At 42.0% G+C, this 18215-nt stretch carries 11 protein-coding genes; 6 read left to right on the forward strand and 5 right to left on the reverse strand.

Features of this window, described 5'->3' with window-relative positions:
* The first annotated feature begins 90 nt into the window (after positions 1–90).
* From DXB63_RS13645 to DXB63_RS13655, 3 genes are read left to right on the forward strand one after another with little or no spacing between them, the layout of a single operon-like run.
* Positions 91–1182 carry an efflux RND transporter periplasmic adaptor subunit gene (locus DXB63_RS13645; protein WP_122126966.1) on the forward strand — a complete coding sequence of 364 codons (1092 nt, stop codon included), beginning with the start codon at positions 91–93 and terminating at the stop codon, positions 1180–1182.
* Positions 1183–1195: 13 nt separating this feature from the next.
* On the forward strand, positions 1196–4228 hold the full coding sequence (locus DXB63_RS13650) for an efflux RND transporter permease subunit (protein ID WP_122126967.1): 3033 nt from the start codon (positions 1196–1198) through the stop codon (positions 4226–4228).
* Positions 4229–4242: 14 nt separating this feature from the next.
* On the forward strand, positions 4243–5556 hold the full coding sequence (locus DXB63_RS13655; RefSeq protein ID WP_122126990.1) for a TolC family protein: 1314 nt from the start codon (positions 4243–4245) through the stop codon (positions 5554–5556).
* A gap of 539 nt (positions 5557–6095) precedes the next feature.
* Here DXB63_RS13655 and DXB63_RS13660 read toward each other — a convergent pair.
* From DXB63_RS13660 to hflX, 4 genes are all read right to left on the reverse strand, one after another.
* Complete coding sequence (locus DXB63_RS13660) at positions 6096–7730, reverse strand: fumarate hydratase (protein ID WP_122126968.1); 1635 nt, start codon at positions 7728–7730, stop codon at positions 6096–6098.
* Positions 7731–7824: 94 nt separating this feature from the next.
* Complete coding sequence (locus DXB63_RS13665; protein WP_122126969.1) at positions 7825–8217, reverse strand: DUF2721 domain-containing protein; 393 nt, start codon at positions 8215–8217, stop codon at positions 7825–7827.
* A gap of 6 nt (positions 8218–8223) precedes the next feature.
* Positions 8224–10221 (reverse strand): DUF4954 family protein, encoded by a 1998-nt coding sequence (locus DXB63_RS13670; protein WP_122126970.1) that lies wholly within the window; start codon positions 10219–10221, stop codon positions 8224–8226.
* A gap of 3 nt (positions 10222–10224) precedes the next feature.
* Positions 10225–11478 (reverse strand): GTPase HflX, encoded by a 1254-nt coding sequence (gene hflX, locus DXB63_RS13675; protein ID WP_122126971.1) that lies wholly within the window; start codon positions 11476–11478, stop codon positions 10225–10227.
* Positions 11479–11990: 512 nt separating this feature from the next.
* Between hflX and DXB63_RS13680 the strand changes: the two genes are divergently transcribed.
* Positions 11991–15182 (forward strand): SusC/RagA family TonB-linked outer membrane protein, encoded by a 3192-nt coding sequence (locus DXB63_RS13680; protein WP_122126972.1) that lies wholly within the window; start codon positions 11991–11993, stop codon positions 15180–15182.
* An 18-nt stretch (positions 15183–15200) separates the two neighbouring features.
* On the forward strand, positions 15201–16808 hold the full coding sequence (locus DXB63_RS13685; RefSeq protein ID WP_122126973.1) for a SusD/RagB family nutrient-binding outer membrane lipoprotein: 1608 nt from the start codon (positions 15201–15203) through the stop codon (positions 16806–16808).
* Between the two features lie 192 nt (positions 16809–17000).
* Here DXB63_RS13685 and DXB63_RS13690 read toward each other — a convergent pair whose 3' ends face one another.
* The gene (locus tag DXB63_RS13690; protein ID WP_122348278.1) at positions 17001–17327 is read right to left on the reverse strand and encodes a hypothetical protein; all 327 of its coding nucleotides are present in this window, start codon (positions 17325–17327) and stop codon (positions 17001–17003) included.
* A gap of 319 nt (positions 17328–17646) precedes the next feature.
* On the opposite strand from DXB63_RS13690, the gene DXB63_RS13695 reads away from it, so the two are divergent.
* A complete protein-coding gene (locus tag DXB63_RS13695; protein ID WP_122126975.1) occupies positions 17647–18210 on the forward strand; it encodes a UpxY family transcription antiterminator in 564 nt (187 codons plus the stop codon).
* The last annotated feature ends 5 nt before the right edge of the window (positions 18211–18215 follow it).

The raw sequence follows: 18215 nt of genomic DNA on the forward strand, positions 1-18215 counted from the left end.
CGAATAAACCTTTTATCATTGAAACGGTCTAAAATTTATTAATTGTTATTTTTCCAGTAATGATACTGAATCTATAATTTAATATCAAAGATGAACAAGAAAACAAAATGGGGACTTATTGCTTTCATCTGCATCGGTTTAACGGGATGGGGTATTTATGCATTCATCATACAACCTACCCGAAATGATTCGGCAGCCTCTCCTGAAAAAGTAGTAAACAAATCCAATAAGAACGGAAATAAAGCACTAAATGTAAATGCTTTAATCATCAGCACACAAGCTATGACCGATGACATCTACACAAATGGTGACCTTATTCCTGATGAAGAGGTGGATTTATCATTCGAGACATCCGGTAAGATAACGGACATAAACTTCACGGAAGGCTCTACCGTGCAAAAAGGGCAATTACTGGCAAAAATCAACGACCGCCCCTTACAAGCGCAATTAAAGAAACTACAAGCCCAGTTGAAATTGGCAGAAGACCGCGTGTTCCGCCAAAATGCCCTCTTAGTGAAAGATGCGGTCAGCAAGGAAGCCTATGAACAAGTAAAAACCGATCTTGCTTCACTTAACGCAGATATTGACCTTATAAAAGCCAATATACAACAAACCGAACTACGAGCCCCGTTCGATGGCATCATCGGTTTACGGCAAGTCAGTGTCGGTTCATACGCCTCTCCCACTACCATCGTAGCCAAACTAACCAAAATATCACCTCTTAAAATAAACTTCTCCGTACCGGAAAGATATGCCAAAGAAATAAAAAAAGGGACAAGGCTGACATTCTCCTTAGACGGTTATCTAAAAGATTTTGATGCAACTGTCTATGCCACAGAATCCAAAGTAGACCCTGCGAGCCGTACACTTTCCGTCCGGGCACTTTATCCCAATACAGGAACCAAGCTATTGCCGGGCCGTTTTGCCAGCATTAAAATAAAAATGCATGAGATACCGAACGCAATCGCCATTCCTTCGGAAGCTATCGTTCCGGAAATGGGTAAAAGCAAAGTCTACCTATACAAAAACGGCAAATCAATGCCGGTAGAAGTAAAAACCGGATTGAGAACAGACACACAAGTGCAAATCATCAATGGGTTGCACGTTGGAGATACTATCATCACTTCCGGAACATTACAACTCCGGACCGGATTGAATATAACGCTTGACAATATTAAATAATGCCATCTGACTTATGAATATATCCGAATTAAGCATACGCAGACCGGTATTGGCAACTGTACTCACTTTGATTATACTACTCTTCGGTTTCATCGGATACACTTATCTCGGTGTCCGGGAATATCCTTCTGTAGACAATCCCATTATCTCAGTGAACTGTAGTTATCCGGGTGCAAATGCGGAAGTTATAGTAAATCAGATTACCGAACCATTGGAGCAAAATATTAACGGTATACCGGGGATACGTTCCCTCTCCAGCGTCAGTCAGGAAGGACAAAGCCGTATAACCGTTGAATTTGAACTATCCGTTGATTTGGAGACTGCCGCCAATGATGTTCGCGACAAGGTATCCCGCGCACAACGTTACTTGCCTAGAGACTGTGACCCTCCTACTGTTTCCAAAGCTGATGCGGACGCTACTCCTATTCTAATGGTATCTATCCAAAGTGACAAACGTTCCTTATTGGAACTAAGCGAAATAGCAGACCTTACTGTAAAAGAGCAGTTACAAACGATTAAGGACGTAAGTAGCGTCTCGATTTGGGGAGAGAAGAAATACTCCATGCGTTTGTGGCTTGATCCTATAAAGATGTCCGGTTACGGCATTACACCGATTGATGTAAAAAATGCTGTCGATAAAGAAAACATAGAGCTTCCATCCGGAAGTATTGAGGGTAACAATACAGAGCTTACCATCCGCACAATGGGTTTAATGCACACAGCCGAAGAGTTCAACCGCCTCATCATCAAAGAAGTTGATGGTAAAGCGATTCGTTTCAGTGATATAGGGCGTGCAGAACTCGGACCGGAAGATGTGCGAAGCTATATGAAGATGAACGGTGTACCGATGGTCGGCGTGGTTGTAATTCCTCAGCCGGGAGCCAATCATATAGAAATTGCCGATGCCGTATATGAACGTCTTGAGGCCATGAAGAAAGATTTACCCGAAGATGTCATCACCAATTTCGGATTTGATAACACTAAATTCATCCGGGCTTCCATAACAGAAGTAAAGGACACGGTATATGAAGCATTTGTTCTCGTAATCATTATCATATTTTTATTCTTACGCGACTGGCGCGTCACTCTTGTACCTTGCATTGTTATTCCTGTTTCATTAATCGGGTCATTCTTTGTCATGTATGTTTGTGGGTTCTCCATCAATGTACTGTCAATGTTAGCAGTCGTATTAGCCGTAGGTTTGGTGGTGGATGATGCCATTGTAATGACCGAGAATATCTACATTCGAATCGAAAAAGGAATGAAACCCAAAGAAGCGGGAATTGAAGGTGCAAAGGAAATCTTTTTTGCCGTTGTTTCAACTTCCATTACGTTAATAGCCGTATTCTTTCCGATCATCTTCATGAGTGGTATGACCGGACGGCTTTTCCGTGAGTTTGCATTCGTTATTTCGGGAGCTGTCATTATTTCTACTTTTGCAGCATTGACGTTTACCCCAATGCTTGCAACCAAACTGCTGATCAGACGGGAAAAACAAAATTGGTTTTACCGAAAAACAGAACCGTTTTTTGAAGGAATGAATAAATATTATAAAAGAGGACTAACATCTTTTCTAAACAAAAGAGTGATTGCCATTCCTTTAGTATTACTAACTCTCGTCATCATCTATTTACTTTGGAATCAAATTCCTTCAGAAATGGCTCCACTGGAAGACCGTTCCTCAATCAGCATAAACACAAGGGCAGCTGAAGGAGCAACATACGAATATATCCGAGACTATACGGAAGACATCAATCAACTGGTAGACTCCTTAGTGCCCGAATCCCGAGCAACGACAGCCCGCGTATCCAGCGGAAGCGGTAATGTGAGAATTTCATTAATAGACATCATGGAACGCCATAGAAGCCAGATGGATATTGCCGAGCAACTGTCACGTGCCGTTAAAACGAAAACAATGGCAAGAGCTTTCGTACAGCAACAAAGTACCTTTGGAGGCCGTAGAAGCGGTATGCCGATCCAGTATGTATTACAAGCCACTAACATAGAAAAGCTAGAAGAAGTGCTACCCGATTTTATGGCGAAAGTAAATGCGAATCCGACTTTCCAGATGGCGGATGTGGATTTAAAATTCAGTTCACCGGAAGCGCGGCTCAATATTAACCGTGATAAAGCCAGCTCTTTAGGCATTTCTACCAGAGATATCGCCCAAACACTTCAATACGGATTAAGCGGTCAACGTATGGGTTATTTCTATATGAATGGTAAGCAATATCAAATATTGGGTGAAATAAATCGCCAGCAACGCAATACTCCGACCGATGTCAAGTCTATTTACGTAAGAAGTGATAAAGGAGAAATGATTCAATTGGACAACCTCATTGAGTTGGAAGAAAGCACTGCCCCGCCAAAACTTTATCGTTATAACCGTTTCGTTTCCGCAACCATATCGGCAGGGCTTGCAGAAGGAAAAACAATAGGACAGGGTTTGGATGAGATGGATAAGATAGCAAAAGAGACATTGGATGAAACGTTCCGTACAGCCTTATCGGGAGACTCAAAAGAATTCCGTGAGAGTTCATCGAGTTTGTTATTTGCTTTCGGCTTGGCTATATTCCTCATATACCTTATTCTGGCGGCACAATTCGAGAGTTTCAAAGATCCTTTGGTTGTCATGCTCACCGTACCGCTGGCAGTAGCCGGTGCATTGGTATTTATGTACTTTTCAGGGCAGACAATGAATATTTTCAGCCAAATCGGTATCATTATGCTTATCGGGTTGGTTGCCAAGAACGGTATTCTTATTGTCGAGTTTGCCAATCAAAAACAAGAGGCGGGAGAAAGCAAGAAAGATTCCATCATCGAAGCATCTCTGCAACGTCTCCGTCCTATTCTGATGACCAGTGCTTCCACTGTTTTGGGATTATTACCATTGGCTCTTGCCACGGGAGAAGGCAGCAACGGACGTGTTGCCATGGGAGTTGCCGTTGTAGGGGGAATGTTAGTATCTACTTTCCTCACACTCTTCATCGTACCGGCCATGTACAGCTATATATCAACCAACCGTAAAAAGAAGCTAAAATCATGATACCTATGCAAAATATGAAATATCTGTTGTCTTGTTTCTTACTTTTGTGTATGCATGCTCAGGCACAAAAGGTTTTGACCCTCGAGTCATGTCTGGATATCGGGTTGAAGAATAATTATTCTATTCTCATTGCACGCAACGAGGAACAAATCAGCAAAAATAACGCAACCATCGGAAATGCCGGCTACCTTCCCACACTCGACCTTTCCGCAGGTTACAACGGCAATCTTGACAATGTACGTTCAAGCACGCCCAGAGGAGAGGCAACAAGTACAGACAATGGCGTTTACGACCAAACGGTCAATGTAGGAGTGAGACTAAACTGGACTATCTTTGACGGTTTCAATATTGTAACAAACTACCAGCGTCTGAAAGAACTAGAGAAGCAGGGCGAAACAAATACACGAATCAGTATCGAAGATTTCGTTGCGGAACTAACAGCCGAATATTACAACTTCATCCAGCAAAAAATACGACTGAAAAACTTCCGCTATGCCGTGTCCTTATCTAAAGAGCGACTTCGCATTGTGGAGGAACGTTACAATATCGGAAGCTTCTCACGCCTCGACTTGCAGCAGGCACGGGTAGATTTCAATGCCGACAGCGCGCAATACATGAAACAACAAGAACTATTGCACACTTCACGAATACGTCTAAATGAATTGATGGCAAATACGGATGTAGACCAGCATCTTGTTATCAGAGATTCACTTATCGATGTGAATGAGAAACTGGCATTCGCCAACCTGATGGAATCAATGATGCAGACCAATGCAAATCTCATCAAAGCCGAACAAAACAAGACATTGGCCCGTCTTGACCTTAAAGCAGTCAATTCACGCAACTACCCATACCTGAAACTGAACTCCGGATACGGATACACTTTCAACAAATACGAATTAGGAGCTACGGACAGGAAACAGAATCTGGGACTTGACTTCGGAGTCACACTCGGATTTAATATTTTCGATGGTAACCGCCGCAGGGAAAAGAGAAATGCCCGAGTCCTAATCAACAATATGCGTTTGGAACAGCAACAAATAGAACAGAGTTTAAAAGCCGATCTGTATAACCTTTGGCAAGCATACCGCAACAATATAGAAATGTTGAAGCTGGAACGGGAAAATATTATAGCCGCCAAAGAGAATCATGACATAGCAATGGAACGTTATTTACTGGGAAATCTATCCGGTATTGAAATGCGTGAAGCTCAAAAGAGTTTGCTAGATGCCGAAGAACGTATTCTTACAGCAGAATATGACACGAAGCTTTGCGAAATCTCCTTGATGCAAATCAGCGGTAAAGTATTGAATTACCTGAATCAATAAACCAACAGGAGATATAAGTACAACTTCAATCGTCCTTATAGGTTCACCCGATACTTGTAGGGAAGAGGAACACAGATATCCCTTTTTTGATTTGTTTTTTATACTGTTTTTTACCTACAAACACCTTAATATTTTTTTAAAGACATAAGGTTGATTGAAAAAAAGCATTAGGTTGATTGAAAAAAACATTAAGGACATTTGTAGACAAGCATACGGTCCTCTGAAAATAAACATACGGTCCTTTGTTCACAAACTCCTATCGTTTGCAAACAAAGGACCGTATGTTGAAAAACAGGTTTTACTATCCCCAAGAGTTATCGGGTAATCCTCCTTATGATAAAAAGACACCGGAATGTGTCAAAAGTCAAAGCATCCAAGTTTCCCCGCTTGAGCGGGGATTAAGGGGTGTGTGATTTTTCTTTGATTATTAAACCGTTAGAAAAGTCACACACACCCTACCCCCGCTCAAGCAGGGGAATTGAGATAGTTTTGACAACCTCGATTATAGCTTGCTTATTCAGTCTTTTTTCCCTATTCTGTTATTTACAGCTGCAAGGTTTAATCTGTTTGAAGAAATCATTTCCCTTATCATCAACAAGAATAAATGCAGGAAAATCTTCTACTTCAATCTTCCATATAGCTTCCATACCCAGTTCCGGATATTCCACACATTCAATGCTCTTTATATTGTTCTGAGCAAGAATAGCAGCCGGTCCGCCGATAGAACCCAGATAGAAACCTCCATGCTTCTTACAAGCATCTGTCACTTGCTGGCTACGGTTACCTTTTGCCAACATAATCATGCTACCGCCATGACTTTGGAACAGATCTACGTATGGGTCCATACGTCCGGCTGTAGTCGGGCCCATAGAACCGCATGCCATACCTGCCGGAGTCTTTGCCGGACCTGCATAGTAAATAGGATGATCCTTAACATATTGCGGAAGATCCTCACCACGATCCAAACGTTCTTTCAGTTTTGCATGAGCAATATCGCGACCTACAATAATAGTACCGTTCAATGATAAACGGGTAGCTACCGGGTACTTGCTCAATTCTTTCAAGATTTCAGCCATCGGACGATTCAAATCAATCTTAACGGCATCACCCTCACCTGCCTGACGAAGTTCTTCAGGGATTAAACGTCCCGGATGTTCATCCAGCTTTTCAATCCAGATACCATCCTTATTGATTTTACATTTGATATTACGGTCGGCAGAACAAGATACGCCCAAACCTACCGGACAAGAAGCTCCGTGACGGGGCAAACGGATAATGCGTACATCATGAGCATAATATTTACCTCCGAACTGTGCGCCCAAACCAATCTTATGCGCTTCTTCAAGAACTTTCTTTTCCAGTTCAATATCACGGAAAGCGCGTCCATACTCATTACCCGTAGTAGGAAGATTGTCGTAATAATGAGTAGAAGCAAGTTTCACCGTCAAAAGATTCTTCTCGGCAGAAGTTCCGCCAATGACAAATGCGATATGATAAGGAGGACAAGCTGCCGTACCTAATGTCTTCATCTTCTCAACCAAGAACGGAACCAATGTTTCCGGATTCAGGATTGCTTTCGTCTCCTGATATAAATAAGTCTTATTCGCAGAACCACCTCCTTTTGTTACGCAAAGGAAATTATACTCCATACCTTCCGTTGCTTCCAAATCAATCTGGGCAGGCAAGTTACATTTTGTATTCACTTCATCGTACATTGTCAGCGGAGCATTCTGAGAATAGCGAAGATTTTCTTCCGTATATGTCTTATAAACGCCTAACGACAAAGCCTCTTCGTCAGAGTATCCCGTCCATACCTGCTGGCCTTTTTCTCCATGGATGATGGCCGTACCTGTATCTTGGCAGAAAGGAAGTTTACCTTTTGCCGACACTTCCGCATTACGCAAGAATGTCAATGCTACATATTTATCGTTATCACTGGCTTCCGGATCGCTCAAAATCTTAGCAACCTGCTCGTTATGCGCAGGGCGAAGCATAAACGAAACATCACGGAAAGCAGCATTTGCCATTGCAGTCAAACCTTCTTTAGCAACTTTAAGGATCGGTTTCCCTTCAAATTCGCTTACAGAAACATAGTCTTTCGTGAGTAAATAATACTCTGTGTCATCTTTCCCATGTTCAAACATAGGCTGATACTTAAACTCTGGTGTTGCCATATCTTTATTACTTTAATGAATGTTAGTTAGTGATGCCAAAGGTACAAACAATTATTGAAATATTTCCTTAATCAGAACAAAAAGGCATCGGCTTTCACTTCTCCATATCCCTTAAATGTATCTCCAATGCTTTGACGGAAATCTGAATTTCCCATATCGAAACACCAAGAGAACCAATCAATAGTAACAGGGCTAACCCAAACACATAAACCGAACATAGATAGAAACCCACATAGATAAGGAACATGGTGATGACACAGAAGAATAAGCTCGAAATGCCAAGTATCTGCATACTACGGGTTAAGTATAAACGTTTACGCAGATTATCTATCTGGGCGGCTGCAACCTCCGAATGGTCTTTCACATATTGCTCCTTTAATGTACGTACCAACTGGGCATACGACAAAAAGCGGTTGGTATACGCCAATAAGATAAGTGACACGGCAGAAAAGAGTAAGGCGGGTGTTGTCAGGGTCAATTCTTCCATCTTGTTCTATGCTTTATCAATCAGTTTCTTCATACGGTTTATTAACTCATCACCTAAAGCCGACTTCGTTTCAATGTGCTTTAAAACGGCGGTAACAAAAGGATTACTTTCAAAGTCACCTCTCACCTGTTCAAAATCCTGTTTCTTCTCCCTGCGTGAACCGTCAGCACCAAATCCCGTCATGGACGATAAAGAAAATTCTTTTTTAGCATCTTCGTATACCATCTTATCCAACCCAATGACAGCATCTTTCCACATGAGTACAATATCTATCACATCCTGAGCTGTCATTTCTTCCGGTTTCACACCATAAAACTCCTCTATTTTCTGATATGCCCATGTCCATTCATACGTATAATATTTACTGTGCATTTCCGCAAAACAGGCGTTTATATCTTTCAGGCGATTTACTTCACCGGATTCAATGGCAGTAATGAGCCTGTCCACTTCACTTTTAGGGGCTATCAAACCGGAAATATCCACCCACTCTCCCGCTCCGACTTCCGTATCCGGGCGTAAACGGGAACGTATTTCATCATCATTCCGGAAGTCAATGCCTTCCAAACGTTTGATAATTGAATTACCCAAAAACTTATGAATCGCTATTTCATAAAAACGGATGCCATTCTTCAAAGAAGAGTTCTTGATCTTCGCACTTTGATAGGAATAGGTATCAGAAAGCTCACCGGATGCCTGACGGAGCGCCATCAGCATATCACGCCCTTTAAACATCTTCTGTACCGTATAAGGGCTAAGCAAATTATAATTGATATAATCCAACTGATTCTCGTCCGTACGCTTGTCACGCTTCGGCCATTTCTGTGCATCACGAATAGTACCTACACTTCTCAAATTGACTCCGGGAACAAGATAAGTCGTATTTTTTTGCTCTATCAAATAAGAGAAAGGCAGATTGGACGTATCCGCATGATTGACATGGCGTCCCATTACCAAAGAGAATGCTCCCACACGCGCCGGCCACAAGATATAAGAGTCTGAAGTTGTTTTTGCCCCACGCTCCAAAGTCCCTTGATGAATAGGCCCAAGCTTATACATATGATTACTTTGATTCGAACCCGAACCTGCATTCATGAACGAAAACATACCGGCTATAAGTAATGTAGACTTATGATGTGTCACCGTGTAAGGTCCTGCAAAAATAGCGCAAGCCTCACCATTCTCTCCCTGACAATTACTAAAAAAGAGAGAGTCTGAAGCCGAATAATTATGTCCTAACTGGCAAGCCTGTCCCACAAAGCAGCGCGCCAACATGGAACCGTCATCCACATGTGAGCCGGATGAAATGATAAAATCCTCACAGATAACACCATACCCCACATGAACCGAAGCTTTCTTATTACTATTTATGCTACCATTCAACAAACGGCAAGTACCTTCGATATGGGTAAAATCTCCTATCCGAACATTTTTGATAGAACCGGTATTGATAATCCTTACGTGACTGCCGATAGTACCTACATCCGAAGCATGCTTATTAGAATAAAAGTCCGTAATCTCCTTTAAACGGTTGATCAATTCCGGTCGATGTCTGTAAAGCGCCAGAATATAAGCAAGATGGGCCGAAAGTTTATCATTGATAAGCACTTCCCTGCCTCCCGTTTCATTCAAGACAGAAGCCTCTACTCCATTACCGAATTTACTTACCCCATCTACCAGAATAACATCTACATTCTCAATAAACGCATCGTTTCCTATCGTATAATTAGCAATATAATTCTGTATATTCTCAATGCAGCAATTATCTCCCACTGTCACATTGTGCAACGTAACATGCCGGAGCCCGGCGTGCTTCTTAATACCTCCCGGAAGAACAAACTCCCCGTTAAACACTCCCAGCCTCACATTTCCCGAGAAACGAGTGTGATAAACATATTCGGTAGTAAACTCCACATCTACCAATACATTACTCCAGTCATCAGCCAAGCAAGACTGACTTTTCAATTTGAAGATTTCATCTTCGGTAAGCGAACGGTATGCTTTCATCTTTTATTCTTCTTCATAGTTTTGATAAAGGAAATCATTATAAGGATACTTCTGTACATGCAATTCCTTTACTTTTTTATACACTATATCTCTAAGCTCTTCGATATTTATCTTTTCCTTAGCGGAAATAAAGATGCAGTTATCATTCATCTTCGCCATCCATGTACGCATCAATTCTTCCAGCGTCCAATTTTCTTTAGTACGGGGACTGAGATCATCCTCATCCTTTCGCACATAAGTATAAGCATCTATTTTATTAAATACAATCATACTGGGCTTTCCACTGGCACCGATCTCCGTAAGAGTTTTCTCCACCACATCAATCTGCTCTTCAAACTGCGGATGAGAAATATCCACTACATGAAGCAATAGATCGGCTTCTCTCACCTCATCCAATGTTGATTTGAAGGACTCTACCAGATCCGTAGGAAGTTTACGGATAAACCCTACCGTATCAGAAAGTAAAAAAGGAAGATTCTCTATGATTACTTTCCGTACCGTAGTATCCAAAGTCGCAAATAATTTATTTTCGGCAAAGACCTCGCTTTTAGAAAGCAGATTCATCAGAGTAGATTTACCGACATTCGTATATCCTACTAAAGCAACACGAATCATCCTTCCCCGATTCTTTCGCTGCGTAGCTTTCTGTTTATCAATTTCAGCCAAACGTTCTTTCAACAATGCCATACGGTTAAGGATAATACGGCGGTCCATCTCCAACTGAGTTTCACCCGGTCCGCGTAATCCTACAGAACCGCCTTTACCGCTACCGGAACCGCCTCCCTGTCTTTCAAGGTGCGTCCATAAACGTTGCAAACGCGGCAACATATATTTATTTTGCGCTAATTCCACTTGTGTTTTGGCATTAGCCGTCTGTGCGCGCATAGCGAATATATCGAGAATAAGCGAAGTACGGTCAAGAATCTTAACCTTCAATTCAGCTTCAATATTACGTATTTGCTTTGCAGAAAGTTCATCATCGAATATTACCATACCCACTTCCTCTTCCACATTATCCTCATGCGCCCGGATATATTCCTTAATTTCTTGCAACTTACCTTTACCCACATAGGTAACGGTATTCGCCTGATCTATTTTCTGCGTAAACGACTTCACAACTTCCGCTCCTGCTGTCTCAGCAAGGAAAGCCAGTTCGTCCAGATATTCCTGAGTTTTCCTCTCATCTTGCGTTTTTGTGATCAACCCTACAAGAACAGCTTTTTCCGTCTGGGCTTCGGATATTACAAATTCTTTCATTCTTCTGTCATAAAATTATATATTGGCAACAAATATAGCAAAAAAGCAATGGATAGAACAAATAAATAACCCGATTGTTATATCTATCGCTACTCCTTCTTATTATAGAGGTTTAAACAGACTTTTAAAACGTATTTTATCACCCCTCTATTATATTAAGGTGTAAACTTGAAAAAACAAAAATAATTGTTTAATTCTAATATTATAACAATTAAGCAAAATCACAAAGAGTTACAATTATCATATTTTATAAAATAAAGCTGTAAAATAGAGCGAAATATATATCTTTTAGTCATTTTTATACAAGCCATATTCATTTAACTAAAATAATATTTTAATCTATTTAATATGCTTAAAAACATAAATATGCATATTTTTATGACAATATGAAACTAATATTACGGTTTTTATTAAAAATTATTGCTATCAATGTTTTTATTTGTAGTTTTGCAAAATGTTAGAAAAATAGAGAGTATTATTTAATTGTAAACTTTAACTAGAGAGAGTATTTTATGAAAAGAAAATTAATGCTGTTACTGGCATGCTTTTTTGCAGGCATAAGTCTGGTTACAGCTCAAACCTCCAATGTAACAGGAATTGTTATGGGAGAAGAAGACGGACTACCGGTGGTAGGAGCTACCGTATTAGTAACAGGAACTACTATCGGGACAATCACCGATATTGATGGTAGATTTACCCTTTCAAATCTTCCCGGTTCGGCAAAGACCCTACAGATTTCATATATCGGGATGAAAACTCAAGAAGTGCCCATCAAGCCGGATATGCATATTACATTAAAATCCGATGCACAACAGATGGATGAAGTAGTAGTAACAGCCATGGGTATTTCCAGAGAAAAGAAAGCTTTAGGTTATGCCGTGCAGGATATTAAATCGGACGAATTAACGCAAGCTGCAAGTACGAGCCTTGCCGGAGCACTTCAAGGAAAAGTATCCGGTGTGGACATCACTCCTTCATCCGGTATGCCGGGTGCCTCTTCCAAAATCACAATCCGCGGTTCACGTTCATTTACCGGGAATAACACACCTTTGTATGTAGTAGACGGGATGCCTATTTCATCTACATCGGATATGAACACCCTGAACTCCGTAACCGGTTCGGATTATTCAAACCGTGCCATAGATATTGACCCTAACGATATTGAAAGTATCAATATCTTAAAAGGACAGGCAGCTTCCGCTCTTTACGGTATGCGTGCGTCCAACGGCGTAATCGTTATTACAACTAAAAGCGGGAAAGGTGCGAATAAAGGAAAACCTGAAATAACAGTCAACACCAATCTTTCTTTTGACAAGGTTTCAACGATGCCCGAATTCCAAAAAGAATTTGCACAAGGAGCCAAAGGTGCCTATTCTCCAATGTCCGCACTCGCTTGGGGACCAAAGATTTCAGAACTCGCCAATGACCCGGACTATGGCGGTAATACGGATAATGACTACACCCGGCAGTACGGAAAGCACGAAGGTCAATATTACGTACCTCAACGTGCAAAGGCGGGATTAAACCCATGGGCTACTCCACGCGCTTATGACAATGCTAAAGATTTCTTCAACACAGGAGTCACCTGGAGCAATAACATCAACATTGCACAAGGATTCGATAAAGGGAATTACTCTTTTTCATTGGGTAATACCACCGGAGATGGTATTATTCCTTCTACCGGGATAGACCGTTACAATGCCAAACTGGCAGCAGAAGCTACATTGAACAAGAACTGGTCAACCGGTTTCAATGGAAACTTCGTTATTTCTAAAATCAGAAAGCAAACCGCCGCCAATAATGGTATCATGGCTACCGTGTACGGTGCACCTGCCAGTTATGATTTAAAAGGTATCCCTTCATACGTGGAAGGCGCACCTTATACACAGAACACCTACCGTAGCACAGGAGGTTTCGATGCTGCTTACTGGGCAGTCGACAACAATCAATTCACAGAAAAGTCGCATCGCTTCTTCGGAAACACCTATGCAAAGTACACTACCAAATTCGGTACGGAAAATCACAAATTGGATGTGAAATACCAATTAGGTACAGACGCATATACCACCAATTATACGGATTTATGGGGATACGGACACTCTAACGGTACCGGACAGGTAGAAGAAAACATCTATACGGTAAATGAAGTAAACTCATTATTCACGGCAAATTACGACTGGAAAATCACGCCGGAGTTCGATATGAACATTCTGGTTGGTAATGAATTTGTAAATAAAACCACCAAGCATAGCTATACCTACGGAAGTAATTTCAACTTCCCGGACTGGAACAATATGGGAAATGCTTCTGCATACAGCGCACTATCCGAATACTTCAAAGAACGTACGGTAGGTAACTTTGCCAACCTGTCACTCTCTTACAGAAGTATGGTATACCTGAATGCAACGGTACGTAACGACCGGGTTTCAACCATGCCGCGCAACCATCGTTCTTTCACTTATCCGTCTGTTTCGTTAGGTTTCATCTTCACAGAGTTAGAACCGTTGAAGAACAACGTACTTACCTACGGTAAGCTTCGTGCATCTTATGCAGAAGTCGGACAGGCCGGTACTTATTATAAATCCTACTATGCAACTCCTTTATATGGAGGAGGATTCTCTTCAGGAACACCGATACAGTACCCGATGGGTTCTATCGTTGCATACGTCCCGTATTATAAGATTTACGACCCGAATTTAAGACCGCAGAACACGAAGTCTTATGAAATCGGAGCTGACTTGACTTTCTGGAACGGAATCATTACGCTGAATTATACCTATTCACGCCAAAATGTAAAAGATCAGATATTCGACGTGCCATTGTCTACGTCAACCGGTTACCAATCATTAGTAACCAACGGCGGTTCCATGCACACCGATTCACATGAAATTACTTTGGGAGTGAATCCGATTAAGACCAAGAACTTCAATTGGGACTTCGCGTTCAACTTCTCCAAGATCGACAATTATGTGGACGCTCTCGCACCGGGTGTTACCAGTATTATGTTAGGTGGTTTTGTCGACCCGCAGATACGTGCAGGTATCGGCTATAAGTTCCCGGTAATCTACGGTTCGAGCTACCTGCGTAATGAAGCAGGGCAAATTGTCGTAGATAAAAACGGTATGCCTCAAAAAGGAGACAACCGTGTTATCGGTTCTGTTTCTCCTGATTTCAGATTGGGCTTCAACACTACTTTCGAGTTCTATAAATTCCGTCTATCGGCAGTACTCGACTGGAAACAGGGAGGCGATATGTATGCAGGTACCATCTCATCACTCGATTATTACGGGGTCACCAAGAAATCAGCAGATTTCCGTAAGAAAGATTTCTTGTTTGAGAAAAACGCGGTAAAAGTAGCGGGCACAGACGCTGCCGGTAATACCATTTACGCTCCGAACGACATCAAGATCAGCGGAAGTGATGCAGCAGATTATTTCGATATCATGAGCAGTATCTCTGAAGCCAGCGTATACGGAAACTCATTCCTTAAACTGCGTGAGATAGCTTTGAGTTATCCTGTTCTTGAAAAATCATATTTAGGCATCACCGTAAATGTATTTGCAAGAAATATCCTTTTATGGTCCGAGCTTAAAGGACTGGACCCGGAGTCATCACAAGGGAACAATAACATGGCAGGTGGTTTCGAACGCTTCTCATTACCGGGAACATCGAGCTACGGTTTTGGTCTAACATTCAAATTCTAAAGAGGAAAGGAAAATAAAATGAAATCAATATTCAATATATCCAAAGGTTTTCTGTCCGTCGCAATCCTGTCCGCAGCATTCGTTTCTTGTTCGGAAGATAAGATGGACTCCATAAACAACGACAATAATCACACCACGGTAGTACCGTCCAAATTTATTCTGGCCGACGTACTTACCTCCACTGCATTTAACAATGTAGGAGGTGACTTCAATACCTATTTCGCTTCTTATGTAGAGCATGAAGTAGGAATCTCCAACCAGCTTTACCGTGCGGAAACCCGTACCGGCGAACCGTCTTCTTCCACTACATTCAACAATGTGTGGGAGAATACTTATTCCGTATTGAAAAATGCCAGAATCATCGTGCACAAATGCTCTGAAGATGGTGACCAACACGGCAACTATACCACAAGAGGTATCGGTGAGGTAATGGTCGCACTCAATTCCGGATTGATTGCCGACGCTTTCGGTGATACGCCCTATACTCAGGCTGCACTGCCGGAACTGACCAACGGGCAACCGACTTATATGAACCCGATACTCGACACGCAGGAAAGTATCTACCGGAACATCCTGCAAAGTCTGGACAATGCCATCGCCGACCTACCGCAAGGAGACAATCACATATCCGGAGGCGTAGGCAATTACGATTTACTGTTCAAAGGAGATACCGTTATGTGGCGTAAATTCGCTTACGGCTTGAAAGCACGCTACACAATGCACATGATTCATCGTTCTACGGATGTAGAAGGTGATCTCAGAAAGATATTAAGCTATATCGACCGGTCATTCCAAGACGGAGAAGAAGCTGCCTACAACATGTACGACGGCATCAACCTCAACCCGTTATTTGATTTCCAATGGAGCCGCGACTACCTTGCAGCCAGCAAGAGCATGGCTACCAAGTTGGTGGAACGCAATGACCCGCGTATGCGCCGTGTATTCGTAACTCCGATGGATGTTAAAGCCACAAAACCTCCCTTGTGGACACAGATTTCGGGAAAGAACGATCCCGGCTTTGACAATATGGCGCCCAACGGTACGCCACTGCCGTTACAATACCATTACAATACATCCATCTATGTATTTGCGGAAACTGCGCCGACATTACTTCTCAGTGCCCACGAACTTTTATTCCTGAAAGCGGAAGCACTCTGCCGCCTAAACCATACGGATGATGCGGAGGGAGTTCTGAAACAAGCGATAGTGACAGCAATTGCCAACACGGAAAGAAGCGTAAACTCTGCATTAACCGAAGCACCGGATGTACTTTCCAACGGAGGTATTGTGAAAACGAGTGATGCCATCACCACCGAAGAAGCCGAAGACTATTTCGACAACGAAGTCAAAACCTTATTCGATGCCAACCCGTTGAAAGAAACAATGATCCAAAAGTACATCGCTTTCTGGGGAGCATCCGGAGAATCAACCGAATGTTATAATGACATCCGTCGTATGAAAGCTATGGGTGAAGATTTCGTTACGCTGGAAAACCCGAATCCATTCCCGTTACGCTGTCCTTACGGTGACGGTGATGTAAATGCCAACCCGAATGTAGAAGCCGCTTTCGGAAACGGACAGTACGTATATACTGATCCGGTTTGGTGGGCAGGCGGAAGCAGATAAAGATCATATTTATACTTCAGGCACGGATTATACGAAAAGATGGATTGTATTGAAATAAATCCATAAAGTTCGTATAATCCGTGCCTTTCTTTATATTTTTGAATCCGGTTAACCCTTCTTTCTTTTCTACCGGAAAAGATTTCTTATTATACCCGTTTACCAGCTTCTCGAATCAGTGTAGTAGGAGCCATCTTACAACCATTCCTTGATGCTTTCCATTACTTCTTCGGTAGACAGGGATTTACCTTGCCGGCACTCTTCCATCCTTTTCACCGCTTGTTGCTTCATCTCCTCCACAGTATATTGGCAAGGTGCTGCATGAGATTTCTTTTCCTCTTTCCGCTTTTGACTTCTGATAAAGTCGATAGTTTTACGTAGCATATTGTCGTCAGCATCAGCAAGAAAGCTACCGATTTCGTTCAGCAGTTCAGCGCCGAGGCGTGCGGTATTACGTGAGTTGCTCATGATGTTGTTCTCCTTTCTTTCATTACTTATATTCGCAAAGTTACGAAACTCCATGAGAATAACAACGTTAGAAGAATAATAGTTTTTATTTCCAATATATTAAAAGTATAATTTATATCTTTCTTTTTCCCGGTTTCTCACAGAAATAAATTCGGTATTTTTATTAAACAGGAAAGTCCTGCCTCTATGTAAGAGGCAGGACTTTCCTGTTTAAAACGCTGCAAATATAAACCAAAATAATATAACAGCATAATTTTTCCTTATCAAAAAACGCATCCATGATCTTTTTAATTCAACATAATACACAGATATGAAGCGTATTATACACTATTTCCCACCTCTTACATAGAGGTAGGACAAAAGTAACTAATAAATGTACGCAGACCGAAATGAAAGAAACAGCCTGCCTGCCGATGGGACAGGTAACGGCGTAGCGCGCCCGAAGCACTGGTATGCGGCCTACGTTAGACTTTATCATGAAAAGAAAATAAGTATACAACTCTCCAAGATGGGAATCGAGAATTTCCTGCCCGTACAGGAAGAAATACACCAATGGAGCGACCGCAGAAAAAAGATAGAAAGAATACTCATCCCGATGATTGTCTTTGTCCGGGTAACCCCGACAGAACGGGCACAGGTTCTTACACTATCTTCCGTCAGCCGCTATATGGTATTACATGGAGAAAGTACCCCCGCAATAATTCCCGACGACCAGATGGAACGATTCAAATTCATGCTCGACTATTCCGACCAGGCCATACAGATGAGCAACGCCCCTCTCACCGTCGGGCAGAAAGTACGCGTCATCAAAGGAGCGTTGACAGGATTGGAAGGTGAGCTGACCACCATCGGTGGTAAAACAAAGATTATCGTACGCATAGATATGTTGGGATGTGCAGGCATCGAAATGCCCATAGGATTTGTAGAACAAATTTAAGAAAC

The sequence above is a fragment of the Bacteroides sp. OM05-12 genome (genome assembly GCF_003438995.1).
GTDB lineage: Bacteria > Bacteroidota > Bacteroidia > Bacteroidales > Bacteroidaceae > Bacteroides.

Bases quoted from the DNA above. Each gene is read 5' to 3' on its own strand.
- DXB63_RS13645 (WP_122126966.1), top strand. From the start codon at position 91: ATGAACAAGAAAACAAAATGGGGACTTATTGCTTTCATCTGCATCGGT.
- DXB63_RS13650 (WP_122126967.1), top strand. From the start codon at position 1,196: ATGAATATATCCGAATTAAGCATACGCAGACCGGTATTGGCAACTGTA.
- DXB63_RS13655 (WP_122126990.1), top strand. From the start codon at position 4,243: ATGAAATATCTGTTGTCTTGTTTCTTACTTTTGTGTATGCATGCTCAG.
- DXB63_RS13660 (WP_122126968.1), bottom strand. From the start codon at position 7,730: ATGGCAACACCAGAGTTTAAGTATCAGCCTATGTTTGAACATGGGAAA.
- DXB63_RS13665 (WP_122126969.1), bottom strand. From the start codon at position 8,217: ATGGAAGAATTGACCCTGACAACACCCGCCTTACTCTTTTCTGCCGTG.
- DXB63_RS13670 (WP_122126970.1), bottom strand. From the start codon at position 10,221: ATGAAAGCATACCGTTCGCTTACCGAAGATGAAATCTTCAAATTGAAA.
- hflX (WP_122126971.1), bottom strand. From the start codon at position 11,478: ATGAAAGAATTTGTAATATCCGAAGCCCAGACGGAAAAAGCTGTTCTT.
- DXB63_RS13680 (WP_122126972.1), top strand. From the start codon at position 11,991: ATGAAAAGAAAATTAATGCTGTTACTGGCATGCTTTTTTGCAGGCATA.
- DXB63_RS13685 (WP_122126973.1), top strand. From the start codon at position 15,201: ATGAAATCAATATTCAATATATCCAAAGGTTTTCTGTCCGTCGCAATC.
- DXB63_RS13690 (WP_122348278.1), bottom strand. From the start codon at position 17,327: ATGGAGTTTCGTAACTTTGCGAATATAAGTAATGAAAGAAAGGAGAAC.
- DXB63_RS13695 (WP_122126975.1), top strand. From the start codon at position 17,647: ATGTACGCAGACCGAAATGAAAGAAACAGCCTGCCTGCCGATGGGACA.